The sequence below is a fragment of the Caulobacter sp. 10L414 genome (assembly GCF_056395525.1).
Genome location: NZ_JBFTJR010000008.1, coordinates 35,396 through 60,273 on the forward strand (window position 1 = coordinate 35,396; position 24,878 = coordinate 60,273).

23 protein-coding genes are annotated in these 24,878 nt (G+C 70.5%); 13 read left to right on the top strand and 10 right to left on the bottom strand.

Features of this window, described 5'->3' with window-relative positions; translation table 11 throughout:
- Positions 1–16: 16 nt before the first annotated feature.
- The 4 genes from AC1DCG_RS04560 to AC1DCG_RS04575 all read right to left on the bottom strand — a co-directional run bounded on the left by AC1DCG_RS04560 (position 17) and on the right by AC1DCG_RS04575 (position 5,004).
- Positions 17–943, bottom strand: coding sequence for a hypothetical protein (locus AC1DCG_RS04560; protein ID WP_477027851.1), 927 nt, complete (start codon positions 941–943; stop codon positions 17–19).
- 400 nt (positions 944–1,343) lie between these two features.
- Positions 1,344–2,390, bottom strand: a complete 1,047-nt coding sequence (locus AC1DCG_RS04565; RefSeq protein ID WP_477027852.1) for an MBL fold metallo-hydrolase — start codon at positions 2,388–2,390, stop codon at positions 1,344–1,346.
- Between the two features lie 8 nt (positions 2,391–2,398).
- Positions 2,399–3,922 (bottom strand): hypothetical protein, encoded by a 1,524-nt coding sequence (locus AC1DCG_RS04570; protein WP_477027853.1) that lies wholly within the window; start codon positions 3,920–3,922, stop codon positions 2,399–2,401.
- Between the two features lie 194 nt (positions 3,923–4,116).
- Entirely contained in the window at positions 4,117–5,004 is an 888-nt protein-coding gene (locus tag AC1DCG_RS04575) for a LysR family transcriptional regulator (RefSeq protein ID WP_477027854.1), read from the bottom strand.
- Between the two features lie 110 nt (positions 5,005–5,114).
- Here AC1DCG_RS04575 and AC1DCG_RS04580 point away from each other — a divergent pair, with 110 nt between their 5' ends.
- From AC1DCG_RS04580 to AC1DCG_RS04605, 6 genes are all read left to right on the top strand, one after another.
- The gene (locus AC1DCG_RS04580) at positions 5,115–5,852 is read left to right on the top strand and encodes an SDR family oxidoreductase (RefSeq protein ID WP_477027855.1); all 738 of its coding nucleotides are present in this window, start codon (positions 5,115–5,117) and stop codon (positions 5,850–5,852) included.
- A 191-nt stretch (positions 5,853–6,043) separates the two neighbouring features.
- Positions 6,044–6,373, top strand: coding sequence for a PadR family transcriptional regulator (locus tag AC1DCG_RS04585; RefSeq protein WP_101711469.1), 330 nt, complete (start codon positions 6,044–6,046; stop codon positions 6,371–6,373).
- A gap of 12 nt (positions 6,374–6,385) precedes the next feature.
- Entirely contained in the window at positions 6,386–7,354 is a 969-nt protein-coding gene (locus AC1DCG_RS04590; RefSeq protein WP_477027856.1) for an HAAS signaling domain-containing protein, read from the top strand.
- A 200-nt stretch (positions 7,355–7,554) separates the two neighbouring features.
- Positions 7,555–9,390 carry a DUF885 domain-containing protein gene (locus AC1DCG_RS04595; RefSeq protein WP_477027857.1) on the top strand — a complete coding sequence of 612 codons (1,836 nt, stop codon included), beginning with the start codon at positions 7,555–7,557 and terminating at the stop codon, positions 9,388–9,390.
- A gap of 244 nt (positions 9,391–9,634) precedes the next feature.
- Positions 9,635–12,583: a hypothetical protein gene (locus tag AC1DCG_RS04600; RefSeq protein WP_477041394.1), complete on the top strand. Its 2,949-nt coding sequence runs from the start codon at positions 9,635–9,637 to the stop codon at positions 12,581–12,583.
- An 83-nt stretch (positions 12,584–12,666) separates the two neighbouring features.
- Positions 12,667–13,176, top strand: coding sequence for a GNAT family acetyltransferase (locus tag AC1DCG_RS04605; RefSeq protein ID WP_165256778.1), 510 nt, complete (start codon positions 12,667–12,669; stop codon positions 13,174–13,176).
- 30 nt (positions 13,177–13,206) lie between these two features.
- On the opposite strand, the gene katG is transcribed toward AC1DCG_RS04605, so the two are convergent.
- Entirely contained in the window at positions 13,207–15,381 is a 2,175-nt protein-coding gene (gene katG, locus AC1DCG_RS04610) for a catalase/peroxidase HPI (RefSeq protein WP_477036817.1), read from the bottom strand.
- A gap of 179 nt (positions 15,382–15,560) precedes the next feature.
- Positions 15,561–16,466 carry a LysR substrate-binding domain-containing protein gene (locus AC1DCG_RS04615; RefSeq protein ID WP_477027860.1) on the bottom strand — a complete coding sequence of 302 codons (906 nt, stop codon included), beginning with the start codon at positions 16,464–16,466 and terminating at the stop codon, positions 15,561–15,563.
- Positions 16,467–16,629: 163 nt separating this feature from the next.
- Here AC1DCG_RS04615 and AC1DCG_RS04620 point away from each other — a divergent pair, with 163 nt between their 5' ends.
- From AC1DCG_RS04620 to AC1DCG_RS04630, 3 genes are all read left to right on the top strand, one after another.
- Positions 16,630–17,055 carry a transcriptional repressor gene (locus AC1DCG_RS04620; RefSeq protein WP_477027861.1) on the top strand — a complete coding sequence of 142 codons (426 nt, stop codon included), beginning with the start codon at positions 16,630–16,632 and terminating at the stop codon, positions 17,053–17,055.
- A gap of 87 nt (positions 17,056–17,142) precedes the next feature.
- Complete coding sequence (locus tag AC1DCG_RS04625; protein WP_477027862.1) at positions 17,143–17,505, top strand: response regulator transcription factor; 363 nt, start codon at positions 17,143–17,145, stop codon at positions 17,503–17,505.
- A gap of 30 nt (positions 17,506–17,535) precedes the next feature.
- The gene (locus AC1DCG_RS04630; protein ID WP_477027863.1) at positions 17,536–18,186 is read left to right on the top strand and encodes a response regulator transcription factor; all 651 of its coding nucleotides are present in this window, start codon (positions 17,536–17,538) and stop codon (positions 18,184–18,186) included.
- Positions 18,187–18,203: 17 nt separating this feature from the next.
- Here AC1DCG_RS04630 and AC1DCG_RS04635 read toward each other — a convergent pair whose 3' ends face one another.
- Positions 18,204–18,614 carry a (R)-mandelonitrile lyase gene (locus AC1DCG_RS04635; protein ID WP_477027864.1) on the bottom strand — a complete coding sequence of 137 codons (411 nt, stop codon included), beginning with the start codon at positions 18,612–18,614 and terminating at the stop codon, positions 18,204–18,206.
- Positions 18,615–18,837: 223 nt separating this feature from the next.
- On the bottom strand, positions 18,838–20,748 hold the full coding sequence (locus AC1DCG_RS04640; protein ID WP_477027865.1) for a PAS domain-containing sensor histidine kinase: 1,911 nt from the start codon (positions 20,746–20,748) through the stop codon (positions 18,838–18,840).
- Between the two features lie 160 nt (positions 20,749–20,908).
- Between AC1DCG_RS04640 and AC1DCG_RS04645 the strand changes: the two genes are divergently transcribed.
- The 4 genes from AC1DCG_RS04645 (at position 20,909) to AC1DCG_RS04660 (ending at position 24,112) form a co-directional block, all read left to right on the top strand.
- Complete coding sequence (locus AC1DCG_RS04645; protein ID WP_477027866.1) at positions 20,909–21,496, top strand: helix-turn-helix domain-containing protein; 588 nt, start codon at positions 20,909–20,911, stop codon at positions 21,494–21,496.
- Between the two features lie 122 nt (positions 21,497–21,618).
- A complete protein-coding gene (locus AC1DCG_RS04650) occupies positions 21,619–22,140 on the top strand; it encodes a Dps family protein (protein ID WP_165256759.1) in 522 nt (173 codons plus the stop codon).
- A 123-nt stretch (positions 22,141–22,263) separates the two neighbouring features.
- Positions 22,264–22,410, top strand: coding sequence for a hypothetical protein (locus tag AC1DCG_RS04655; protein ID WP_477027867.1), 147 nt, complete (start codon positions 22,264–22,266; stop codon positions 22,408–22,410).
- Between the two features lie 28 nt (positions 22,411–22,438).
- The gene (locus AC1DCG_RS04660; RefSeq protein WP_477027868.1) at positions 22,439–24,112 is read left to right on the top strand and encodes an FAD-dependent oxidoreductase; all 1,674 of its coding nucleotides are present in this window, start codon (positions 22,439–22,441) and stop codon (positions 24,110–24,112) included.
- A gap of 29 nt (positions 24,113–24,141) precedes the next feature.
- Here AC1DCG_RS04660 and AC1DCG_RS04665 read toward each other — a convergent pair whose 3' ends face one another.
- Both AC1DCG_RS04665 and AC1DCG_RS04670 read right to left on the bottom strand, forming a co-directional pair.
- Positions 24,142–24,471: a DUF2322 family protein gene (locus AC1DCG_RS04665; RefSeq protein ID WP_165256755.1), complete on the bottom strand. Its 330-nt coding sequence runs from the start codon at positions 24,469–24,471 to the stop codon at positions 24,142–24,144.
- A gap of 88 nt (positions 24,472–24,559) precedes the next feature.
- On the bottom strand, positions 24,560–24,868 hold the full coding sequence (locus tag AC1DCG_RS04670) for a UBP-type zinc finger domain-containing protein (RefSeq protein ID WP_165256753.1): 309 nt from the start codon (positions 24,866–24,868) through the stop codon (positions 24,560–24,562).
- Between the last annotated feature and the right edge of the window lie 10 nt (positions 24,869–24,878).

Here is a 24,878-nt window from a genome sequence, read left to right on the forward strand (position 1 = left end):
TCGCAACGGTCCCGGATCAGGCGCAGGCCTTGGCCGGATCGTCCGCCTTGATCACGCACAGGATCTTGTTTCCCCGGGGCTCGCCGTACTGCCGGCGGACCTTGTCGGAGAACTGGTCCCACTTGAGGCGAGTGTCGGCGGCGGCGACGGCCATGGCCTTTTCGTAGCCGCCGCGATCGGTGTGGACGGTGTCCTTGTTGAGGTAGTCGTGCTTGATGCGGCCGCCGCAGCTGGCCCATTCGGGAAAGCCGTAGCAGCCGCTGATCAGGCCGGCGGGAACCTCGGCGGGCTGGGCGGGGCCCAGCCATTCGGCGGGGGCGTCGTGGTTCAGGCCTTGCGGGTTCTTCACCGTCGGGCTGGCGCGGGGCGCGTCGACCCAGTTGGTGTGCGAGTAGAAGTCCTGGGCGGCGTGCAGGGCCAGGCCGAAATATTCCAGCACCCGGCACTTGGCGGTGTCGTTGTCGTCCTCGTCGAACTTGCAGCCCGAGCTGACGGAAACCTGGCCCAGAGACAGGTCGGGACGCACCAGGTCGCCGGCCCGGCGCAGGGCCTCGTCGAGATTGCGGTACATCAGGTCGCGGCAGGCGCGCAGGGCCTGGTCGGCCTTGCCGCGGCTCTGGGCGTAGTCGCGGGCGTCGAACCAGTCGCCGTCGTCGCAATGGGCCTCGGTGACGCTGATCAGCCCGCGGAACGGACGGTCGGGCGCGCCGACCGCGCCGAAGCTGCCGGCGCCGACCATCAGGCTCGTGCCGGCCAGCTGGTTGAGGGTCAGCCGCTCGAAGCCGACCGGCTCCAGCGCCCGGCGGGTGATCCGCTCGTGCTCGGCGTTCTGGCCCAGCTTGCGCACCGTGCCGAAGGCCAGCGCCTGGGGCGCGAGGACCGAGGCGAGCGTCGCGGCGACGACGCCGGCGGCCACCAGGCGCGAACGGACGGACTTGGACATGACGCTGAACCCCTCGAACGCGACAACCGAAGGTCACATCTGTCGGGGATTCCCTTAAGGCCCGGTGTGCCGAATGTCACAGCCGCGTCAGGGGCGTCCAAGGCGTTGAGGAAGCGGGCCTAGGGTCTGTACTCAATTGGATGAGGGTAATTAGCTATCCAACTCAATAGCTTATAGTAGTTGTCATCCCGGCCGTAGCGCAGCGGAGCGCCGGGATCTCGCACAGTTCAGAACCTGCCAACGTGGGAGATCCCGGCTCTACGGATCGCTGACGCGCTCCTCCGGCCGGGAAGACACGTTTCTTTGCGCGCCAATTGAGTCCAGACCCTAGGGGCAGCATACGCCAAAGGACCGGGGGCGATCGCCGGCGCTACTTCCCTTTCTTCTTTCGTGGCCCCTTCTACTTCTTGGGCCAGGTGGCGGGGTCGCAGCCGTCGCGGATCGTTCCCGTCACGGGCTCGACCTCGCCGGCCGGCGTGATCCGCACGGCCGAGAGAGCTTCCATCCGGCGCACCGGCCACCCTTTCGGCCCGGTATAGGCGCACAGGCGCTCGAACCCGAGCGGGACCTTGTCGCCGGGCCATGGCGTGTTGACCAAGGGCTTGTCGAGCGAGCGGGCGAAGCTGTCCCAGTGGATGGGGATCACCGTCGCCGGCTTGTCGCCCAGCACGCTGGTCAGGACCGGACCAAACGCCTTGTCGGGCATCGATCCCAGCCGGCCGATGCCCATGAACACGACCTGGGCGCCCAGCCCGCCCAGCTGCGCCGGGCTCGCGCTGGGGTGCACGAGGATCTTCGTGGACCCGTTCTCGATCAGGTAGGAGCGGTTCTTGCCGTCCTTGAAGCTCCAGAACCGGTCGCCGTCCTTGGGCGCGGCCTTCAGTTCATGGTCGATGAACCAGCGGATATAGAACGGGCTGTCGCCGTGGGGCGTGTCGAAGGCGGTGACGCGATAGCGGCCATAGCGCATGGCGTTCGGGCCAGGAGAGGTCGGCGCGCAGATCCGTTCGGGCGCGACGTGGCGAGACGCGGCGAGCAGGCCGACGGCGGGCGTGCCGACGATGACCGCTTCCGGCGCGGCCTGGGCCACGGCTTCCAGATCCATCGCGTGGTCGTGGTGGGCGTGGGCGAACAGGACGGCGCTGACGGGCAAGGCGCCCGCCATCCGGTCGGCGACGAGGCCGGGCTTGCTCCACAGCCGGCCCGCCAGGGTTTCGGGGCGGCTGAAGAAGCCGTCGATGAGCAGGCGGCTCTCGCCGTCGTCGAACATCAGGGTGCTGACGCCGTAGAAGGTGACGGTGATGGACCGCGCCTCGACGGGGGGCGGGGTCTCGGCGTCCAGGACGCAGCCGGCGACCCGCTCCTGGGCGAGCCCGACGGCCGGCGCGGCCAGCATGGCCAGCGCCGCCGAGATGAACGCGCCGGCCAGGTTGCGGGCCCTCTTCACGCGGGGCGTCACTTGGCGTCCCCGTCGCAGGGCAAGCGCGTCGTGTTGGTCTTCAGGCGCGCCAGGAACGCCGGGTCGTCGGCGCCCGAATAGTTCATGAAGAGGTTCAGCACGTCGTAGCGGTCGTAGGCGGCCTGCTCCAGATAGAGCGGCCAGCTGTGGGCCTGGCGTTCGTCTTCGCTGGCGCGGAACTTCATCCAGGCGGCCTTGCCCTCGCCCGTGGGCTTGCGCCACCAGCCGCGTGGTATCGGGTCTTCGCGCGTGAACTCGAACCCGTAGGCGTGGCGCGTATCGGCCGGGTTTTGGCTCCGCCGCTGATCGAGATTCTGCTGCAGGCTGCAGTAGTCGTCCTTCAGGGCGCCGAGGGTCGTGTCGCTGGTGAACGGCGTCGTCGGACCAAACCCGCTCTTGTTGATCGCCTCGTCGGAGCGGTTCACCGACACGAACAGCTGGACGTTGGGGGCCATCATGCCGGCGGCCTTAGGAGATCCACCGCCCGTGAACGTCTGGGCCGGCGTCGCGGCGGCGAGCATCAGGATGCGGATGTCGTCATAGGCGGGCGGCGGGATGAGCGGCGGGCCGCCGGGCTCGGCCTGTTGCGCCAGTTGCCGCCGCGCCCAGACATTGTCGGCGCAATCGCGCATTCGGTCCTTGATCGCCGCCTCGAGGCTCGCGGGCCTGCCCGCGCAACTGCCGCTGAACGTGCGCCAGAACGTGCTGTTGGGCAGGCGGGAGTCGCCGAGCAAGGCGCCGGCCACGAAGGCGCCGGAACTGTGGGTGACGATCCGGATGGGCCGCGCCGCGCCCTTGGGATCCGCCGCCCGGATCTCCGACAGCAGCTGGCGCACGCCCAGGCCCACGAACTGGCCGCTGTACTGGGCCCGGTTCCAGGCCGAGGTGGTGTCGCCGCCGTCCCAGTGCACCTCGATGAAGCGCAGCGTTTCGGGCCTGCGGCTCGCGGCGGACAGGCTGGCCTTGGCATAGGCGTAGTCGGCGTCGCCCCGCGCGACATTGAAGCCATGGAGCAGTACGACGAAGACGGTGTCGTCGTCAGCGCCGGCCACGACGGAGCGGGCCTTGTCGCGCCAGAGTTCGGCCTGCAGGGCCTTCCAGCGGCTATAGTCGGGTGCGGCCTCGCACATGCGTTCGGCGGTCGACCCGTGCGCGACGCGGTCGCAGAGGAGCGTCCCGACCGCAGGCTGGGGGCTGCGCGTCGAGCGATCCTTCATCAGCGTGCGCAGCGACCACCGGTTAGGCCGATAGCCGCTCGGGACGAAGGCGCGAGGCAGGCCGCCCGCCACGCCCGGACGGTCTTCCGGATAGAGGTCCCCCCGGCTGTCGACATAGAGCTTCACGGCCTCGTAGGGATCGGGGCTGACGCGATCGAAGTAGAAGACCGGCTTTTTCGGCGCCACCAGGTTTCGGGCGGTATTGCCGAAGCCCTCCGGCCGCCAGGCGCTGGGCGCGGCGCATCCGCTGACCGTCACGGCCAGGCAGATCGCGGCGCAGGCGGCCGCCATTGATCTCAGCATGCTCGACATCCCCCCGACGGCGCGCGGCGCGGGCGGACGAAGGGTCTCGCCCCGTCGCCCGGTTCCCCTGCCGCTCCTCGACACCCCAACGCCAGCGAGGCTATCGCAATGGGTTTTTCCGCGTCAATTAACTACCCTTGCGATAGTCGCTTGACGGCCTGCTGCTGATCTTGAGGCGGCCGCGCGGGCTGGGCTCACCCCATCCCTTCGAACCGCGACGCCGCCCAGTCGATGAACACCCGCGTCCTGGCCGAGAGCTGGCGGTCGCGGGGCCAGAGCAGGTTCACCGGCGTGGCTGTGGGCGCGTGGTCCTTCAGCACCTCGACCAGGGCGCCCGAAGCCAGGTGCTCCTCGGCGCGATAGCGGGGCAGCTGGATCAGGCCCAGGCCCAAGAGGCCCATGGCCAGCGAGCTTTCGGCGCTGGAGACCACGACCTCGGCGCGGACGGGAATCTGGCGAACGGCGCCGGCCTCGGTGACTTCCAGCGGGTGCCAGCCGCCGTCGGCGCGGGAAAAGCCGACCATGTGGTGGCGGGCCAGATCGGCGGGCGTCTCGGGCGCGCCGTGGCGCTCGATGTAGGCGGGGGCTGCGCAGGTGGCCTCGGGCAGCAGGGCCACGCGGCGGGCGGCCATCGCGCCGTCGGCGGGCGTTCCCAGGCGCAGCACGCAGTCGACGCCCTCGGCCACCAGGTCGATCAGCCGGTCGCCCTCGGTCATGCGCAGGCGAAGCTCGGGATAGGCCGCCAGGAACGCGGGCAGGCCGGGCAGCAGGAAGCGGCGGGCCAGGGCGCCCTGGACGTCGACGCGAAGCTCGCCGCGCGGGCTGGCGCGGCGAAAGGCGTTCTCGGTCTCGTCGAGCGCGTCGAGCAGCGTCAGGCAGCGCCGGTAGTAGGCCTCSCCGTCGAGGGTGGGGACGACGCTGCGGGTGGTGCGCTGCAGGAGCCGTACGCCCAGGCGCGCTTCCAGCTGCTGCACGGCCTCGGTGGCGGTGGAGCGGGGCAGGGCAAGGTCGGCGGCGGCCTGGGTGAAGCTGCGGCGCTCGACGATGCGGGCGAAGAGGCGCATGGCGTCGAAGCGGTCCACGGCGGGCTCCATTATTCGCAAGCTCGAATAGTGATGCCGAGAATGCGGTAATTATTCAAATTTGGCGATGGGCCACAGTGCGCGACGTTAGACGCCGCAAGGAGATCCCCATGACCACGACCCTCAAGACCGCCCTGGTGACCGGGGCCTCCGGCGGCATCGGCGCGGCGACCGCGCGGCGCCTGGCGCAAGACGGTTTCGCGGTGGTCGTCCACTATGGCGGCCGGGCCCAGCCGGCGCAGGCGCTGGCGGCCGATATCGAGGCCGCTGGCGGCCGGGCGATCGCCGTGCAGGCCGACGTGGCCGATCCGGCGGCGGTGGCGGCGATGTTCGAGGCGGGCCAGGCGGCGTTCGGCGGGATCGACGTCGTGGTCGCCAACGCCGGCGTGCTGGAGCTGGCGCCGATCGCCGAGACCGACGACGCGCTGTTCGACCGGACCATCGCGATCAACCTGAAGGGCGCGTTCAACGTGCTGCGCGAGGCCGCCCGCCAGGTGCGCGCGGGCGGACGGATCGTCAGCGTCTCGACCAGCGTGGTGGGCCTGCTGCTGCCGACCTACGGCGCCTATGCGGCCTCGAAGGCGGCGGTGGAGACCCTGACCCAGATCCTGGCCCGCGAACTGCGCGGCCGCGAGATCACCGCCAACGTCATCGCGCCGGGCCCGACGGCCACGCCCCTGTTCCTGGAGGGCAAGTCGCCGGAGCTGGTCGAGCGCCTGGCCAAGGCCGCGCCGCTGGAGCGGCTGGGCCAGCCGGACGACATCGCCGCCGCCGTGGCCTTCCTGGCCGGCCCGGACGGCGCCTGGATCAACGGCCAGGTGCTGCGGGCCAACGGCGGCATCATCTGATCGGCCGCCCGCTGTCGCGCGGGCGCAGGACGAAAGCGAAGGGAAGGGGCGCGGCCGGCGGGTCGCGCCCCTTTTCATTACGAAGAATTCAGCGAACGCCGGTTGACCCCCGCATCTACTGTGTGACACACAGTGTGTATCGCACACTATGTGCTGCACACCATGCGCCGCACACCAAACCGGTCACGCCAATGCCGACAGACACGGACATCTTCGAATCCCTCCGCCAGGAGCTGCGTCGCGGGACGCTGATCCTGGCCGTGCTCGCCCAGCTGAAGGTCGAGCGCTACGGCTACAGCCTGCGCCAGGCCCTGGCGGAGGTCGGTCTGGAGATCGACGAAGGCGCGCTCTACCCGATGCTGCGCCGGCTCGAGGGCCAGGGCCTGCTGACTTCCGAATGGCGCGAGGAGGAGAAGCGCAAGAAGCGCTTCTACCGCCTCTCCACCGAGGGCGAGACCGTCCTCGAACGCCTGGCCGCCGAGTGGCGCGCCATCAACGACACCCTGCAAAATCTGATMTGAGGGGACTGGATCATGAACCTGCTCGACCGCTATCTCACCGCCGTCGCCGCCCTGCTGCCCAAGGCCCAGCGCGAGGACATCGTCGCCGAACTGCGCGACCTGCTGCTCAACCGCTTCGAGGAGAAGGAGGAGGCGCTGGGCCGCCCCCTGACCGACAAGGAGCGCGAGGCGGTGCTCAAGGACTTCGGCCACCCGCTGGCGGTGGCCGGCCGCTACGGCCCCCAGCAGAGCCTGATCGGCCCGACGCTCTATCCGTTCTACGTGTTCGCGCTGAAGATCGCGCTGGCCGTGGCGGCGGCGATCTCGCTGATCCCGGCCCTGGCCGCGGTCTTCCTGGGCGACGGCAATCCGGCCCGGCTGATCGCCGACGCCGCCTTCGACCACTTCCCGAGCTCGGCCCTGATGCTGACGGGCCTGGTCACGCTGGTGGCGGCCGGCATCGAGCGCGGCTGGGTGCCGCTGACGGGCCTGACCGAATGGAAGGTCAGCGACCTGCCGGTGGCGAGCACCAAGAAGGGCCTGTTCGAGACCCGCTTCAACGCGGTGTTCGAGATGGTCGTGGTGGCGCTGTTCATCCTGTGGTGGACGGGCCTGTGGAAGGTGGACGTGGGCGACCTGACGGTGAAGGGGACCGTGGCGCTGCAGCCGTCGGCGATCTGGCGGACCCTGTTCTGGCCGATCCTGGCCTGGGCGGCGGTGCAGCTGGTCTCGGCCCTGGTCACGCTGGTCCAGCCGGGCCGGGTGCGGCTGCGGGCAGCCTTCGAACTGGTCCTGGCGGCGGGCGGCATGGCCCTGACCACGGTGATGTGGAAGTCGCTGCCGCTGTTCACCCTGCAGCCGCTGACCGCCTCGAGCGCCGAGGTCGCCCGTCTGGAGCACGTGATCGGCCTGGGCTTCCACGTGACGATGCTGGTCGCCGGCATCACCTTCGCCTGCCAGATCGGCGCGGCCGCCTGGCGTCTGTACAAGGGCGAGCGCTGAGGCGCCCGCCCAGGGGGCGGCAGGAGCCGGGGCGGATTATTCCAAGCTCGAATGACACGGAATTAATCCGTCCTCGGTTGCCCCGCCAGCCGGGGACATTTACGCCTTCGCCCAGCCTTTCCGGCGCGGAGTCGAAAACCGCCGGAACTCACGATAGGGCCCGACCGGAGGGGGAGGGTCCAAGGGAAGGGGACTTTCTCTTGCAAAACCGCCGCGAACTCCTGCTGTCGACCGTGGCCGCAGGCCTGGCCGCCGCCGCCGCCCCGTCGCTGGGCTTCGCCCAGCCGGCCGCCTCGGCCTCTGGCGAAGCCGCCAAGATGAACGCGTTCTTCGACGTGGCGATGGCCAAGCTGATGCGCCAGGCGCCCGAGCTGACCACCGGCCTGGGCCTGGACAAGGACGATCTGGCCTGGACCAAGGGCCTGCTGTCGGACCGCTCGTTCGAGGCGATCGCCGCCGGCGCCGCCCAGACCAGCGCCCAGCTGGCCGAGCTGCGCTCGATCGACCGCAAGCAGCTGTCGGGCATGGACGCCGTCAACTACGACACCGTCGAGTTCACCCTGGCGGTGCAGGACGAAGGCAACCGCAAGTTCACCTACGCCGGCGGCGGTTCGGGCGCGCCCTACGTGCTGAGCCAGCTGACCGGCAGCTACCAGCAGATGCCCGACTTCCTCGACACGCAGCACAGCATCGAGACCAAGTCCGACGCCGACGCCTACCTGCAGCGCATGGAAGGCTTCGCCCGCCTGATGGATCAGGAGACCCTGATCGCCAAGCGCGACTACGCCGACGGCGTGATCCCGCCCGACTTCATCATCGACAAGGCCCTCATCCAGATGAAGGCCTTCGCCGACACCCCGACGGCCGACACCACCCTGGTCAAGTCGGTGGCCCGCCGCACCAAGGAAAAGAACATCGCCGGCGACTGGGCGGGCGAGGCTTCCAAGGTCTATGAAAACTCGGTGCTGCCGGCGCTGAAGCGCCAGATCGCGCTGCTGGAAAGCGTACGCCCGAAGGCCAACCACGACGCCGGCGTGTGGCGCCTGAAGGACGGCGGCGACTACTACGCCGTGTCGCTGAAGAACTACACGACCGCCACCATCGCCCCCGAAGAGATCCACCAGCTGGGCCTGGACCTGGTGAAGTCGATCTCGGCCGAGGCCGACAAGCTGTTCAAGTCGATCGGCATGAGCAAGGGCACGGTCGGCGAGCGCATGGCCGAGCTGGGCAAGGACATCTACGAGAACACCGACTCGTCCAAGGAAAAGCTGATCGCCGACCTGAACGAGAAGGCCAAGTGGATCGAAAAGCAGTTGCCGGCCTATTTCGGCCAGCTGCCCAAGGCCCCGCTGGAAATCCGCCGCGTGCCCAAGGCCATCGAGGCCGGCGCGCCGGGCGGCTACTACAACTCGCCCTCGCTCGACGGCAAGCGCCCGGGGATCTACTGGATCAACCTGCGCGACACGGCCGAGCAGGCCAAGTACACCCTGACCACGCTGACGGTGCACGAAGGCGTTCCGGGCCACCACCTGCAGCTGTCGCTGTCGAACGAGGCGCAAGGCCTGCCGCTGATCCGCAAGGTCATCGGCTTCTCGGGCTACGCCGAGGGCTGGGCGCTCTATTCGGAAGAGCTGGCCGTCGAGATGGGCATCTACAAGAACGACCCGCGCGGCCACATCGGCATGCTGCACGACGCCCTGTTCCGCGCCGTGCGCCTCGTGGTCGACAGCGGCATGCACTACAAGAAGTGGACCCGCGAACAGGCCATCAAGTACATGGCCGAGACCATGGGCGACGAGGAAAGCGGCACGGTCACCGAGATCGAACGCTACGTCGTGTGGCCGGGCCAGGCCTGCTCGTACATGATCGGCAAGATCACCTGGCTGCGCGCCCGCGAGCGCGCCAAGAAGGCCCTGGGCAAGAAGTTCGACATCAAGAAGTTCCACGATGCGGGCCTGCTGTCGGGCATGACCCCGCTGACCGTGCTGGACCGCGTGGTCGACGACTACGTCGCCGCCGCCAAGGCCGGAAAGTAGATCACGGCCGACCCGGCCCGAAAGGGACGGAAAGAGGCGAGGGGGCGTCCGCATGGCGGGCGCCCCCTTTCTTTTGCGCGAATGTCGAAGCTCAGGTGCATTTCTGCAAATGCACGCAATGGTTGCGGAGGGCGTCGTCCTGAGATATGGTCGCGCCCGTCATCCCAGACCTGCAGACGTCAGCTGGGCGCGTTTCCCAACAGCACCAATCTTGCCTGGACTTCAGCCGGAAAGGTTGTTCCGCATGACACGGGCTTATGATCCGAATTTCGGCGCCAATATCACGATCGATCCAAGGGATCAGATCCGCGGCGTCAGCTATGTCGACGAATATCCCGCGGCCGAAAAGCTGCGAGGACGCGAGGCGGCTGCGACGCACCTGCGCGAGCTGTCCCCGAACCTGGGGATCGGCGCGGAGACCCTGCGCGGCATRGACCAGCCGGTGGGCTATCACGACCCGCGCGACCAGAAGACCGAGTACCGGTTCGGCGACGAGAAGGCGAACTTCGACACCACGACCTATGGCTGGCGGCAGACCTATCTGAACGTGCCGGTCTGGGGCGCGGGCCTGACGGCCACCCTCAAGCACGGGCCCGCGCGGGTGCTGGCGGCGACCAACACCAGCGAGGGCGACATCGACGCCAAGCTGCCGTCGGCCAAGGCCATCGAGCGCTTCCGGGAGCTGTTCCGCACCGGCGAGAAGGTCGATCCCGAGCTCCTGGCGCCGGCCAAGACGGCCGAGGAGGCCAAGGCCAGGCAGGCCAAGGCGGCCGAACCGATCGGCCTGGCCGAGGTGCTGGGCGCCGAGGCCAAGGGCGCGACCACCGGCAAGACCGCGGCGAAGCTGATCCGGGGCCGGTTCTACGTCCATCGCTACGACCCCAGGACCCGTCTGGACGATTTCCCGCAGGAGCACGACCACACCAACGGCGAGATCCCCCGGCTGACGGCGGCCGGCGCGCACGTCGACGCGCACCCGACCCTGCCCCTGCCCGAGGTGCCCACCTCCATCCGGCCGGGACACTGGTACCTGGTGGCGGAACTGATCCTCCGCGCGCCCTGGAACGGCCAGCCGATCAACTGGCGGGCTCTGGTCGAGGTCGAGACCGGCGCGGTTCTCTACCTTCGGGGCCTGACCTCGAACGTCAACGGGCTGGTGTTCGATCGCGACCCGATCACCACCTCGGGCAACGCCGCCAACGGCCCCTCGGCCAACAACGCCACGCTGAGCGCGGCCGCGCTGCGAACCAGCGTGACCCTGCCTGGCCTGACCGCGCCGGGACCGGGCCTGGAGCAGGCGCTGAGCGGCAACTTCGTGCGGATCTCGGACTTCGAGCAGGCGACCGTCGCGCCCCCGACCCGGCCCGTCGGCAGCAATTTCGACTACGACTCGCGCACCAACAACTTCGCGGCGGTCAACGCCTACTATCACTGCGACCGGTTCTTCAGGCTCTGCGAGGACCTGGGCTTCACGATCAGCAGCTATTTCGGCGGCACGACCTTTCCGATCCCGGTCGATCACCGCGGACGCTACGGAACGACCGACGGCATCGAGCGCAACGCCTCGTGCAGCGGCGATGGCGACGGGATCGCCAGCGTCGATTTCGAGCTGGCCGACATGGGCGACCTGGCCAACCCGATCGGGATCGCCGCCGACTGGCGCGTGGTGCTGCACGAGCTGGGCGGTCACGGCATTCTCTATGACCACGTGAACACCGCCAATTTCGGCTTCGCGCACAGCGCCGGCGACAGCCTGGCGGTGATCCTCAACGACCCCGAGACGGCGGCCACCGACCGGTTCGAATCCTATCCGTGGGTCAGTTTCATCGGCCGGCGTCACGACCGCACCGTCGCGGCGGGCTGGGGATGGGGCGGGGCCAGCGACATCGGCGGCTATGCGAGCGAGCAGATCCTGGCGACCAGCCATTTTCGGGCCTATCGCTCGATCGGCGGCGACTCCCCCGACCTGGGCCGTCGCAAGTTCGCGGCCCGCTGCATGGCCTATCTGATCCTGCGCGCGGTCGGCACGCTGACCCCGGCCAGCAACCCGGCCTCGGCCGCGCTGTTCCTGGACGCCCTGCTGGCCGCCGACGCCGGCGACTGGACGTCCGAGGGGCTGTACGGCGGGGCCTACGGCAAGGTGCTGACCTGGGCGTTCGAGAAGCAGAACCTGAACGGCGGCGCCCCGCCGGCCGTCGACGTCTATATCGACGACGGCCGCAGCGGCGAGTACCTGCCCTATCTGCCGGTGCACTGGGCGACGACCACGATCTGGAACCGGCGCAGCGCGGACGGCCTGGCCGGGCACCAGGAGCCGGCGCTGGACGAGACCAACTACGCCTATGTGAAGGTCCGCAATCGCGGGACCTCGCCGGCCAGCAACGTCGTGGTCAAGGCCTACCACTGCAAGCCTTCGGCCGGCGTGCTGTGGCCCAACGACCTGCAGCCGATGACGACGCCGCAGCTGGCGGTGGGCTCGCTGGCGGCCAACGACACCGAGGAGAAGATCGTCGGCCCGTTCTCCTGGACGCCGGTGACCAACACCTGGGGCCACGACTGCATGCTGATGATCGTCTCGGCGACGGGCGATCCCAGCAATGTCGACAAGTTCACGGCCGGCGAGGTCGTGCAGGACTGGCGGCTGGTGCCCAACGACAACAACGTCGCCCAGCGCAACGTCACCCTGGTGCCGGGCGGCGGCGGCGTGCGCGGCCTGATGGCCGGCCTGCACGGCAAGGGCTTCTGGGTGGGCAACCCGCAGAGGGTCTCGGCCCTGGTCGAGGTCTCGGTGTCGCTGCCGCCGCTGCTGGCGCGGCGCGGATGGCGGGTCGAGGTCAAGGGCCTGCCGGCCGAAGGCGCGCGGCTGAAGCCCGGGGAGCAGCGGGCGGTGACCTTCGACGTCCAGGCCGGAGCCGCCTTCACGGCCTCCGACGCGGCCGAGGCGGGCGAGCGCGACATCGTCGTGACGGCCAGGGCCGGCGGCGAGGTGATCGGCGGCATGGTCTACAAGATCGATCCCGACATCGAGACGCCGTTCAACGAGGGCAAGGGCGAGCGCAAGTCCGACGCCTGCGTCGAACAGGCCGCGCGGCTGCTCGACTGCCTGGACCTGCCCGGCGAGGACCTCAAGAGCGTCAAGGTGCGCCGCATCACCATCGACCTGGAGATGAAGGACAAGGGCGGCTGCTGCTGACGGGCGGGGCGAACCGGACGCCTCGGCGGACGTTGAAGCCCCGAGACCGGCCCCGCTTGGACCGGGCCTTCCGGGAGCCAGCCGTGAACTATGTGACCCGCGCCATCTTCGCCGGCGCCAGCCTGCTGCTGGCGCTGGCGGCCATGAGCCTGATCGCCCTGGGGATCAACGAGGCGCTGGCCAGCCTGCGCAATCCCGACCAGTCCAGCGCCGAGGCGGTACTCGACGTGCTGGGCTACATCATCGTGGCCATCGCCGTCTTCGACGTGGCCAAGTACCTGTTCGAGGACGAGGTGCGGCGCGGCGAGGAGAAGCGCAGCGCCGCCGAGGCCAGGCGCAGCCTGACCAAGTTCCTGTCGACCATCGTCATCGCCCTGTTCCTGGAGGCGCTGGTGGTGGTGTTCAAGACCGCCCGCGGCGACGTCGCCCAGCTGGTCTATCCGACCCTGCTGCTGGTCGCGGCCGTGCTGGTGCTGGTGGGCCTGGGCGCCTATCAGCGGTTCTCGGCCGCCGTCGAGGAGAAGGTCGGCGAAGACGACGACGCCGAGGCCCAGAAAGAGAAAAGCCGCCGACGCCGAAGCGCCGGCGGCTGAGGGCGGGGCGCTCGGCCCTCGCCCGGTCGGTTACCTCAGGTCCAGCCGGTCGGCGTTCATGACCTTGTTCCAGGCGGCCACGAAGTCGGTGACGAACTTGTCCTGGGCGTCGGCCGAGCCGTAGACCTCGGCCAGGGCCCGAAGCTCGGCGTGGGAGCCGAAGATCAGGTCGACGCGGGTGGCCGTCCAGCGCGCGTCGCCGCCGGCCCGGGGCGACCCGGCGAAGGCGTTGACCGCCGTCGGGTTCCAGGTCGTGCCCATGTCGAGCAGGTTGACGAAGAAGTCGTTGGTCAGCACGCCCGGATGCTCGGTGAACACCCCGGCCTTGGAACCGCCGGCGTTGGCGCCCAGCACCCGCAGGCCGCCGACCAGGACGGTCAGCTCGGGGCCGGACAGCCGCAGCAGCTGGGCGCGGTCGACCAGGGCCTCCTCGGGGGCCATGAACTGGGTCCCCTCGCGGCGATAGTTGCGGAAGCCGTCCGACAGCGGCTCCAGGGGCGCGAAGGAGTCGGCGTCGGTCTGTTCGGCCGTGGCGTCGGCGCGGCCGGGGACGAAGGGCACGGTGATGCGCGAGCCGGCCGCCTTGGCGGCCTCCTCGACGGCCGTCGCGCCGCCCAGCACGATCAGGTCGGCCAGCGAGATCTTCTTGTCGCCCAAGGCGTCGAACTTGGCCTTGATGCCTTCCAGCACGCCCAGCACCTTGGCCAGGGTGGGCGGATCATTGACCTCCCAGTCCTTCTGCGGAGCCAGGCGGATGCGGGCGCCGTTGGCGCCGCCGCGCTTGTCGGACCCGCGGTAGGTCGAGGCCGAGGCCCAGGCGACCGAGACGAGCTCGGAGATCGACAGGCCCGAGGCCAGGATCTGGCGCTTGAGCTCGGCGACGTCGGCGCCGTCGACCAGCGGGTGGTCGACCTCGGGGATCGGATCCTGCCAGATCAGGGTCTCTTCGGGCACCAGCGGGCCGAGATAGCGCTGCTTGGGGCCCATGTCGCGGTGGGTCAGCTTGAACCAGGCGCGGGCGAAGGCGTCGGCGAACTGGTCGGGGTTCTCCAGGAACCGGCGCGAGACCTTCTCGTATTCGGGGTCGAAGCGCAGGGCCAGGTCGGTGGTCAGCATCCGCGGCACGTGCGTCTTGGACGCGTCATAGGCGTCGGGGATGTCGGCCGGGGCGTCCTTGGCGCGCCACTGCTTGGCGCCGGCGGGGCTTTCGTGCAGCTCCCACTCGTACTTGAAGAGGTTCTCGAAGAAGTGGTTGCTCCACTTGGTCGGGGTCTGGGTCCAGATCACTTCCGGCCCGCCGGTGATGGCGTCGGCGCCGATCCCCGTGCCGTGCTTGCTGGTCCAGCCCAGGCCCTGGGCCTCGATCTCGCCGCCCTCGGGCTCGACGCCGACGAAGGACGGGTCGCCCGCGCCGTGGGTCTTGCCGAAGCTGTGGCCGCCGGCGATCAGGGCGACGGTCTCCTCGTCGTTCATGGCCATGCGGGCGAAGGTGTCGCGGATGTCGCGCGCGGCGGCCTTGGGATCGGGATTGCCGTTGGGGCCTTCGGGATTGACGTATATCAGGCCCATCTGCACCGCGCCGAGCGCCGGGTGCAGCTGGCGCTCGCCGCTGTAGCGCTCGTCGCCGAGCCAGCTGCCCTCGGGGCCCCAGTACAGCTCTTCGGGCTCCCACTGGTCGGCGCGGCCGCCGCCGAAGCCGAAGGTTTTGAAGCCCATCGACTCCAGGGCGACGTTGCCCACCAGCACGTAGAGGTCGGCCCAGGAGAGCTTGGCGCCGTACTTCTGCTTGATCGGCCACAGCAGGCGGCGGGCCTTGTCGAGATTGGCGTTGTCGGGCCAGCTGTTGAGCGGGGCGAAGCGCTGCTGGCCGCCGCCCGCGCCGCCGCGGCCGTCGCTGGTGCGATAGGTGCCGGCGCTGTGCCAGGCCAGGCGGATGAACAGGCCGCCGTAGTGGCCGAAGTCGGCGGGCCACCAGTCCTGGCTGTCGGTCATCAGGGCGTGGAGGTCGGCGATCACCGCATTGAGGTCGAGGCTGTTGAACGCATGCGCGTAGTTGAAGGACGCGCCGAGCGGATTGGAGCGCGGATCGTGCTGGTTGAGGCTTTCGAGGCTCAGGTGCTGGGGCCACCAGTCGCGGTTCGCTCGTCCGCGGCCATGGCCCACCGGGCACTGGCCCTGCGCTTTAGGATCGACGTTTCCATCCATTGTCGGCTTCCTCCGGTTGGCTTGTTGCGTTCGCCATTTCCCCCGTCGGGCCTAGTCAACGCGCCCTTTCCGCCATTGGTACAATTGATTGTTCCTATCGCTTCGATAGACGCAGCCAACCCCTGGCGATCAGGACGCGAGATTTCCGTCCGTCCCCGTCCTTCCTTGCGCGGGCCGGACTAGGCGGCGCTCGCGGCCGTGCTCTCGGTGTAGCCCCGCAGGCGCCGCGCGATGATCTCGCCCACGGCCTCGGCGGCGGGGCGCTGGGGATAGTGGGCGCGCCAGACGATGCGGATGGTGCGGCCGGTCCAGGTGGACAGGGGGCGCAGCACGATGCCGGCGTCCTGGGCCGCGCCGGCCGCCAGGCCCGGGATCAGGGTGGTGCCGTAGCCGGCGGCGACCATGTTGAGCAGGGTCGGCAGGCTGGAGGCGCGCAGGGCCGCGCCGAGCGCGGTGGTCTGGCCGCAGGCCTCCAGGGCCTGGTCGCGCAGGCAGTGGCCGTCGGACAGCACCAGGATGTCGCGGGCGAGATCCGTCTCGGCCACGGCCTCGCGCGCGGCCAGCGGATGCTCGGGCGGCAGGGCGGCCAGGAACGGCTCGGCGAACAGCGGCGCGCCCACGAGATCGGGCGCGGTCTCGTCGGTGGCCAGCAGCACGGCGTCCAGTTCATGGGCGCGCAGGCGTTCCAGCAGGGCCGCGGTCTGGTCCTCCCACGGCTCCAGGTCCAGCGACGGCAGGGCCTCGCGCAGCGGACCGAAGATCAGCGGCAGCAGGTAGGGGGCGAGGGTGGGGATGATCCCCAGGCGAAAGCGGCCGGCCAGCGGATCGCGCAGGCTGCGGGCGGTGGCCAGAACGCCCTCGGCCGCGGTCACCGCCGCGCGGGCGTGGGCGAGCAGCTGGCGGCAGGCGACGGTCGGCGTCGCGGTCTTGCCGCCGCGCTCGAACAGGACGACCCCCAGCACGTCCTCCAGCTTGCGGATCTGCACCGACAGGGTGGGCTGGCTGACGCCGCAGGCGCGGGCGGCGCGGCCGAAGTGCTCGTGCTCGGCCACGGCCAGCAGGTAGCGGAGGTCTCGCAGGTTCATGCCGCGCTCACCGATCGTGATAGGGACTGTCTATCGATATCATTGATCTTTGGCGCTTCATTTCAAGAGTGGCCTGGGCGAAGCTCGCGCGGAACGGACGCGGGAAACAGGTCGCGACGCTGCAACGATCGCGATCGTCCTCGCCCCCGGGAGGACGCCTTCGATGCCTCATGCCGTGGACGCCGTCCTGCAGGACGAGCTGCGTCGCGCGGGTCTGCCGTTTCGCGGGCCGACCGCGCGCCTGCTGGCGCTGCTGCGCGACTCCGAGGAGACGCACCTGACGGCGCACGAGATCGCCGAGCTGGCGGCGCAGGAGGGCTTGGCCATGCCGCCCGCCGAGATCGCCCGCCAGGTCGAGGCCTTCGCCGACCACGGCCTGGTCGGACGCCTGCCGACCACCACGGCCGAGCCGGTGTTCGACACCCAGCCCGAACCGCACTTCCACCTGATCTACGAGGAGACGGCGCGGATCGTCGACCTGCATGTCTCGCCCGAGACCCTGCTGGCGATGCTGCGCGACGCCCTGGCCAGGCGGCCGGGCGGGGTGGAGGTGGTGGTGGTCATGCGCCGCGACGCCGGCGGGGGATAAACCAGCGTATGGGTGTCGGGGCGCGGGCCGGTGGTCTAATCCAGTCCCGTCAGCGTCCATGTAACGGGCGTGTTTAGAGCAAACGCCATGTCCCGTCGGCGCACCATCGCCGTCATCGACGACGACGCCCTCGTCCGTTCCGGCCTCGCGCGACTGATCCGCTCGTTCGGGCTGGAGGTCGGCGTCTTCGCCTCGGCGGCCAGTTTCCTGGCCTCGGGTCCGCAGGCCTGGGGCTGCGTGGTCACCGACATCCACATGCCCGAGATCTCTGGGCTCGATCTGCTGCGCCGCCTGCAGGTCGACCATCCCGACCTGCCGGTGGTGGTGGTCACCGCCTTTCCGGACATGCGCGACCAGGCGATGGCGGCCGGAGCCCGGGATTTTCTCGAAAAGCCCTGTGCGCCCGACCGGATCGAGGCGACCCTGAGGCGGATGCTCGACGAGGCGTGACCCGAGGGTCTGGGGAAAGGGGATATGGGGATGCCGGGCAAGGCCGAGAGCGCGATCGACGAGACGGTGCAGACCGTGCTGGTCGTCGACGACAACGAGATGTTTCGCGGCTCGATGGACAAGCTGTTCCGGTCGGTGGGGCTGCGCACGGCGCTCTACGGCTCGGCCCAGGCGCTGCTGGACGCGCCCCTGCCCGACACGCCCTGCTGCATCCTGGTGGACGTGCGCATGCCCAAGATGAGCGGCCTTGATCTGCAGGAGACGCTTGCTGCGCGCGGCGTGCGGGCCCCGGTGATCGTCATGACCGGCCACGCCGACGTGCCGATGACCGTGCGGGCGATGAAGGCCGGCGCGGTCGATTTCCTGGCCAAGCCGTTCCGCGACCAGGACATGATCGACGCCGTCACCGCCGCGCTCGCCAAGGACGGAAAGCGCCGCGAACTGGCCCGCGACGTGGCCGAGGTGAAGGCCCGTTTCGACGCCCTGACGCCGCGCGAGCAGCAGGTGATGACCCTGGTCACCGCCGGCCTGCTCAACAAGCAGGTGGCCGGCGAGCTCGGCCTGCAGGAGATCACCGTCAAGCTGCACCGCGGCAGCCTGATGAAGAAGATGCGCGCCGGCTCGTTCGCCGAACTGGTGCGGATGGCCGAGGCCCTGGAGCGCGACCGGGCGGGCGGCTAGGCACCCGCCCGTCGTCGTCAGGCCTTGGGCGGGCCGGCCAGGTACTGGGCGTCGGTCACGTGCTCCATCCAGGTCACCGGCGAGCCGTTCAGCGCTTCCTGGATGGCGATGTGGGTCATCGAGGTGGTGGGCGAAGCGCCGTGCCAGTGGCGGTGGCCGGGCGGGCAGACGACGACGTCGCCGGCGCGGATCTCGACGATCGGCTCGCCCTCGCACTGGGTCCAGCCGCAGCCGGCGGTGACCACCAGGATCTGGCCCAGCGGGTGGGTGTGCCAGGCCGTGCGGGCGCCGGGCTCGAAGGTGACGCTGGCGGCCGACACCCGGGCGGGGGGCTCGGCGGCGTGCAGCGGATCGAGGCGCACCTGGCCGGTGAACCAGTCGGCGGGGCCCTTCTGCGATGGCTGGCTGCCCGCGCGCTTGAGGATCATGGCTGTCTCCTTCGAGGACGCCCGGCGGGGCGATGCGGCCGCGAGCGTCGGCAGCAGGCTCCAGCACAGGACGCCGAAACCAAGGGCCGACACGGTTCGCCGATCCGGCATCGCAGTGCTCCGAGCGGTGAAAACGGTCGGGCAATCTAGCAGCGGGCCGACGGGCCGATTAGCGGCGCGGCGCTCCATGGGGTGATGAGCAGGGCTCATCGATGACGGGGGCTCAGGCCTGCGCCGGCAGTCGGATCTCGATGCGCGCGCCGGTTTCGCCGGGAAGCGGCGGCAGCACGGCGATGCGGCCGTCGTGGGCGGCCACCGCCGAGCGGCAGATGGCCAGGCCCAGGCCCATGCCGCCGGGCTTGGTGGTGAAGAAGGCCTCGAAGGCGCGGTCGGCGGCGTCGGGCGGGAAGCCCGGACCGGTGTCGGCGATCTCGACGACGGCCTCGGCGCCCTCGCGGCGCGAGCGCACGTGCAGGCGGCGGGCTTCGGCGGGGACGACGGCCATGGCCTGGACGCCGTTGAGCATCAGGTTGACCAGCGCCTGCTGCAGCACGACGCGGTCGCCCTGGACCACGGTGTCGGCCGCCTGCGGGTCGAGGAGCAGTTCGACGCCATGCTCGGCGATCTCGCGCCGCACGAAGCCGGCCGAGGCGGCCAGCAGGCCGTCCAGCGGCAGGGCCGCGCGGTCGGCCGGGGTCTGGGCGATCAGGCCGCGGATGCCGCGCACCACCTCGGCGGCGTGGGCGGCGGCGTGGACCACATCGGCGACGGCCTCCTTGGCCTCGTCGAGATCGGGGGTCTCGCGGTCGAGCCAGCGCTGGGCCGCGCCGGCGGCGTTGGAGATGGCGGCCAGCGGCTGGTTGACCTCGTGGGCGATCGAGGCCGACAGCACCCCCAGCGTGGCGGCGCGCAGGGCGTGCTCCAGCTCGGCGCGGGCGCGGTCGAGGCGCTCCTGCATCCGCCGCTGCTCGGTCAGGTCGACGATCGAGGCCTGGACGCGGTCGAGCCCCTGGGCGTCGGGCGGGAAGTTCAGCGCGACCATGACCGGGATCATCTCGCCGGTGCGGCTGCGCACGGTGGTCTCGGTCTCGAAGCGGGGCGCGCCGGTGTCGAAGGCGACCAGGAACTGGGCGAAGCTGTCGTCGGTCTCGGGCAGCAGCTCGTCCAGGCGCTGGAAGAAGCCGGCCTTGTCGGCGACGCCCATCATCTTCAGGGCGGTGGCGTTGACGTCGGTGATGCCGACCCTGGACTTGATTTCGCGCGCGACCTCGGGATGGCGGGCCAGATGGTCGGCCAGGTCGGCGACGCCCTGGGCGCGCAGGTCGTCCAGCGCGGCCCTCACCGGGCGGAAGTCATGCTCCCAGATCGACACCGCCAGGGTGTTGAAGATGGTGCGGTAGCGGGCCTCGCTGCGGCGCAGGGCCTCGTCGGCGCGGCGCAGGTCGGAGATGTCGGTGTTGCTTTCCAGCAGGGCGCAGGCGCCGGTCTCGGCGTCGCGCTCGAGGATCCATTCGCTGAGCACCACCAGCCGGACGCCGTCCTTGCGGCGCTGGCCGATCTCGCCCTGCCAGGCGCCGTCGCGGGCCACCAGGGCGGCGATGTCCTCCGAAGGGGCGGGCAGGGCGGTCTCCAGCAGGCGGTGGGCGTCGCGGCCCAGGGCCTCCTGCCGGGTCCAGCCGTAGAGGCGCTCGGCGCCGCGGTTCCAGAAGGTGATGCGGCCCTGCGCGTCGCGGATGAAGATGGCGTCGGAGGTGACGTCCAGCAGCCGGGCCTGGGCCTGGAGGATCTCGCGGGCGGCCAGGTTGCGGCCGGTCAGGAAGGCGGCCACGCCCAGCGCCGCCAGGCTGACCATCAGCCGCAGGGTGGGGGCCAGTTCCAGGTCCTCGCCATGGGCGAAGCCGAAGCTGATCGTGGCCATGGCCGCGCAGGCCAGGGTGACCACCCAAAGCCGCCGGCCGGGCAGCTCTTCGCCGACCAGCAGCAGCACCAGCACGTAGAGCACCGCCACCGCGCTGGACAGCGGGGTGAAGGTGTCGATCACGAACACGGCCGCGGCGATCAGGGCGGCGCTGGCCAGCCGCAGGCGGCGACCGAGCGGCGAGGGGCGCGAGGCGGGAAAGGGCGAGAAGCGCATCAGGCGATTCATAGCCCAAGCCTGCCCCGGGCCGGGACCCCATACCAAGGTCTGGGACGGGCCAACCAAGTCGATACGCCCGGTCAACGTCCGTTCGGTGTGTCGCGCGGGCAGCCCTCGCTAGGGTTGCGGTCATTCGAGGCGGCAGGAGGCCCAAGCCATGTTGCAATCCATCGACACGCAGGCGGCCACGCCGTCATCCAACGCGCCCCAGGCGATCTGGCTGGTCGAGCAGGCCCTGGCCGCCCTGGACGCCGATCTCGGCTCGGCCCGCGAGATGCTCGACCGCCTGGCGGTGGTGCTGAGCAGCGCGGCCCTGCGCGAGGAGCGCAGCTTCCTGCCCGGCTCGCAGGCCCGCGGGGCGGGCCTGGCGCGCGGCGGACTGGCGGGCTGGCAGATCCGGGCGGTCGCCGCCCATGTCGAGGCCAATATCGGCGACACCGTCTCGGTCGGCGTGCTGGCCGCGCGCGTGGGCCTGTCGGCCAGCTATTTCTGCCGGGCCTTCAAGGTCAGCACCGACGAGACGCCGCACGCCTACATCATGCGCCGACGGCTGGAGCACGCCCAGGCGATGATGCTGGAGACCGACGAGAGCCTGGCCCACATCGCCGCCGTCTGCGGCCTGGCCGACCAGGCCCACCTGACGCGCCTGTTCCGCCGCTACACCGGCCAGACCCCCAACGTCTGGCGGCGCGAGAACCGCCCCTGGGGCCGGGCCCTGGTCATGGGCTCGCTTCGCCGGGCCTGAGACGCGCGCGCGACGGCGCCGACGTTCAAGCCGGCGCGTCTCGCGCCAAGCACCTTGGCCGCCAGCCAAGCAAGATGACTCTCAACGGCGCGGCGCTGGCCCGCCTTCGCAGGAGACGACCCATGGACATCGAAACCGCCCGCGCCCGCCGCCTGGCCCCGCTGACCACGCCCACCGGGCTGGGCGAGGCCGCCGCCAAGGACATCTCGGCGGCCCTGACCGCGCTGCTGGCCGACGTCTTCGCGCTCTACATCAAGACCAAGAACTTCCACTGGCACGTCTCGGGCCCGCACTTCCGCGACTACCACCTGATGTTCGACGAGCAGGGCGACGAGCTCTACGCCATGACCGACCCGATCGCCGAGCGGGTGCGCAAGCTGGGCGGGACCACGCTGCGCTCGATCGGCCACATCGCCCGCACCCAGCGGGTGCTCGACAACGACGCCGACTACGTGGAGCCGCAGGACATGCTGGCCGAGCTGCGCGACGACAACGGCGGCCTGGCCGCGGCCATGCGGGCCGCCCACGCCGCCTGCGACGAGCACGGCGACATCGCCACCGCCAGCCTGCTGGAGAACTGGATCGACGAGACCGAAAAGCGGGTCTGGTTCCTGTTCGAGGCCGGCCGCCGCGACCGGGCCTGACGCCCGCCCCCTCGGGACCTCGCCGCTCTCCCCCCAGGCGAAGGTCCCACAAGGCCCCGCCCGCCGCGCCTCCCCCAGGCGGCCGGCGGGGCCGACCCCTTCGCAAGACCAAGGGCGCCCCTCGTGACCGACCTTCAGAAACTGTGCCTCAGCGCCGCGACCGCCGCCCTGCTGGCCCTGACCGCCTTCGCCGCCGTCGCGCCCCGCGCCGCACCCGAACACGTCGTCGTTTCCGTTCAAGACATCGCCTCGCGACGTTCCGTGAACTAGGGTTCGAAGGACCGCCAGGAGGCCCGCCGTGACCGATATCATCGCGACCAAGCCGCTCGCCGCCGACGACCCCTACGCCCGCACTGCCCAGATCTTTCCCGTGCTGTCGCCCGAGATGGTGCGACGCCTTTCGGGCTACGGCGTCGAGGAGGCGATCGCGCAGGGGCAGGTGCTGTTCCGGCGCGGCGACCGGCGCGCCGACTTCTTTCTGGTGCTGGAAGGGCAGGTCGGCATCACCCGCAGCGGCGAGGAGGGCGACGACGAGATCCTCACCGTCCACGGCCCGGGCCAGTTCAGCGGCGAGCTCGACCAGATCAACGCCCGCGCCCTGCTGGTCAGCGCCCGGGCCCAGACCGACGGCCGGGTGGTGCGGGTGGCCAACAGGGATGTGCCGCGGATGATGGCGGCCGAACCCGACATCGGCGAGATCGTCATGCGGGCCTTCATCCTGCGCCGCATGGGGTTCCTGCATCACGGCGAGGCGGGGATCGTGCTGATCGGCCGGCCCGACGATCCCGACACCCTGCGCATCGAACGCTTCGCGGTGCGCAACGGCTATCCGCTGCGGCTGGTCGACGTGGAGAACGACGAGGCCGCCTCCGGCTGCATGGGCCGTCATGGCCTGGACGTGGCCGACCTGCCGGCGGTGGTGCTGCCCGACCGCAGCCTGCTGCTCAATCCCGACACCATGGCCCTGGCCGACCGCCTGGGCATGACCGAGCGCTTCGATCCGCAGGCGGTGTTCGACGTGGCGGTGGTGGGGGCCGGGCCGGCGGGCCTGTCGGCGGCGACCTACGCGGCGTCCGAGGGCCTGGCGACGGTGATCCTGGAAGGACTGGCGCCCGGCGGCCAGGCCGGGGCCAGTTCGAAGATCGAGAACTACCTGGGCTTTCCCACCGGCATATCGGGCCAGGCCCTGGCCGGCCGCGCCCAGGTGCAGGCCCAGAAGTTCGGCGCGCGGCTGGCGGTGTCGCGAGCCGTGGTCGGGGTCGAATGCGAAAAGCGCCCCTACCGCCTGAAGCTGGAGGACGGCCAGACCCTGCTGGCGCAGGCGGTGGTGATCGCCTCGGGCGCCCGCTACCGCAAGCTGGACGTCGAGGGCTACGGCCGCTTCGACGGCCAGGCCATCCACTACGCGGCCACGGCCATGGAGTCGGACCTCTGCCGGGGCCAGGCGGTGGTGGTGGTCGGCGGCGGCAACTCGGCCGGCCAGGCGGCGATGTTCCTGTCGCGCACCGTCGGCCACGTGCACATGCTGGTGCGCGGCGAGGGGCTGGCGGCGACGATGTCGGACTATCTGGTCCAGCGCATCGAGGGCTCGGCCCGCATCACCCTGCACCCGTTCTGCGAGGTCACCCGCCTGGAGGGCGAGCGCACCCTGAACCGCATCGGCTGGACCAACCATCGCACCGGCCAGGAGACGGTGGTCGACGCCGGGGCGCTGTTCGTGATGATCGGCGCCGTGCCCAACACCGACTGGCTGCGCGGCTGCATCGACCTGGACGAGAGTGGTTTCGTCCTGACCGGCGAGAGCGGCCGCGCGCCTAGCGCCCGGTCGGCCTACGAGACCGAGCGCCCGGGCGTCTACGCCGTCGGCGACGTGCGCGCCGGATCGATCAAGCGCGTCGCGGCCGGTGTCGGCGAGGGCTCGGTGGTGGTCTCGGCGATCCACCGCGACCTGGAGGCCCTGCGGGCCGGGTAGGGACGCCGCGGCGGCGTCCCCGGTCCGGATCAGCCGGCGACCACCTCGATGGTCAGCGGCGCGCCGCCGTCGACGATGGCCAGCAGACGGTCGACGTTCGGGTGCGCGCCGGGGCGCTGGCGGGCGTCCGCCGTGTGCTCGGCGAAGACGGCCAGGCCGTGCTCGGCGGCCTTGGCGTCCAGGGCGCCGAACGCCTGCTTCAGATAGTTGTAGACGGCCAGCGAGCCTTGCTTGCCCGGCTGGTTCTCGATGCTGGCGACGACGGCGCCGGCGGGATCGACGAGGTCGATGCGGCTGATCCCCTCGATGGCCGGCAGTTGCTGAAGGTTGTCCTTGAAGGTCGCGCCAGGTTGAATCATCGCCAGCTTGTCTCGAATTGCGGAGTGAGTTGCGGGCGGGGGCTGTAGCACCCCTTGCCGCCGCTCGGCTACGCGTTCGCGGGCGGCTCTATCCCTCGACCCAGCGCTTGATCGGGCGTGGGTGGGGCGTCTTGTAGGCGGTGAGGTCGAACATCACCTCGTCGACATAGCACCAGCCCCAGCCCTCGGGCGGGTCGTAGCCTTCGATGATCGGGTGCTGGGCAGCGGCGAAGTGGGCGCTGGCGTGGCGGCTGGGCGACTGGTCGCAGCAGCCGACGTGGCCGCAGGCGCGGCACAGGCGCAGGTGCACCCACCAGCCGCCGGTCTTGAGGCATTCCTCGCAGCCGTCGGCGCTGGGCGTCACGACGACGATGGTCGACAGGTGGGTGCAGCTCATCGGGTCGGCC

What these genes read in the sequence shown, in the direction of transcription:
- AC1DCG_RS04645 (WP_477027866.1), top strand. Translation starts at nt 20,909, where the DNA reads ATGTTGCAATCCATCGACACGCAGGCGGCCACGCCGTCATCCAACGCG.
- AC1DCG_RS04570 (WP_477027853.1), bottom strand. Translation starts at nt 3,922, where the DNA reads ATGCTGAGATCAATGGCGGCCGCCTGCGCCGCGATCTGCCTGGCCGTG.
- AC1DCG_RS04560 (WP_477027851.1), bottom strand. Translation starts at nt 943, where the DNA reads ATGTCCAAGTCCGTCCGTTCGCGCCTGGTGGCCGCCGGCGTCGTCGCC.
- AC1DCG_RS04630 (WP_477027863.1), top strand. Translation starts at nt 17,536, where the DNA reads ATGCCGGGCAAGGCCGAGAGCGCGATCGACGAGACGGTGCAGACCGTG.
- AC1DCG_RS04625 (WP_477027862.1), top strand. Translation starts at nt 17,143, where the DNA reads ATGTCCCGTCGGCGCACCATCGCCGTCATCGACGACGACGCCCTCGTC.
- katG (WP_477036817.1), bottom strand. Translation starts at nt 15,381, where the DNA reads ATGGATGGAAACGTCGATCCTAAAGCGCAGGGCCAGTGCCCGGTGGGC.
- AC1DCG_RS04590 (WP_477027856.1), top strand. Translation starts at nt 6,386, where the DNA reads ATGAACCTGCTCGACCGCTATCTCACCGCCGTCGCCGCCCTGCTGCCC.
- AC1DCG_RS04635 (WP_477027864.1), bottom strand. Translation starts at nt 18,614, where the DNA reads ATGATCCTCAAGCGCGCGGGCAGCCAGCCATCGCAGAAGGGCCCCGCC.
- AC1DCG_RS04620 (WP_477027861.1), top strand. Translation starts at nt 16,630, where the DNA reads ATGCCTCATGCCGTGGACGCCGTCCTGCAGGACGAGCTGCGTCGCGCG.
- AC1DCG_RS04640 (WP_477027865.1), bottom strand. Translation starts at nt 20,748, where the DNA reads ATGCGCTTCTCGCCCTTTCCCGCCTCGCGCCCCTCGCCGCTCGGTCGC.
- AC1DCG_RS04670 (WP_165256753.1), bottom strand. Translation starts at nt 24,868, where the DNA reads ATGAGCTGCACCCACCTGTCGACCATCGTCGTCGTGACGCCCAGCGCC.
- AC1DCG_RS04665 (WP_165256755.1), bottom strand. Translation starts at nt 24,471, where the DNA reads ATGATTCAACCTGGCGCGACCTTCAAGGACAACCTTCAGCAACTGCCG.
- AC1DCG_RS04580 (WP_477027855.1), top strand. Translation starts at nt 5,115, where the DNA reads ATGACCACGACCCTCAAGACCGCCCTGGTGACCGGGGCCTCCGGCGGC.
- AC1DCG_RS04615 (WP_477027860.1), bottom strand. Translation starts at nt 16,466, where the DNA reads ATGAACCTGCGAGACCTCCGCTACCTGCTGGCCGTGGCCGAGCACGAG.
- AC1DCG_RS04650 (WP_165256759.1), top strand. Translation starts at nt 21,619, where the DNA reads ATGGACATCGAAACCGCCCGCGCCCGCCGCCTGGCCCCGCTGACCACG.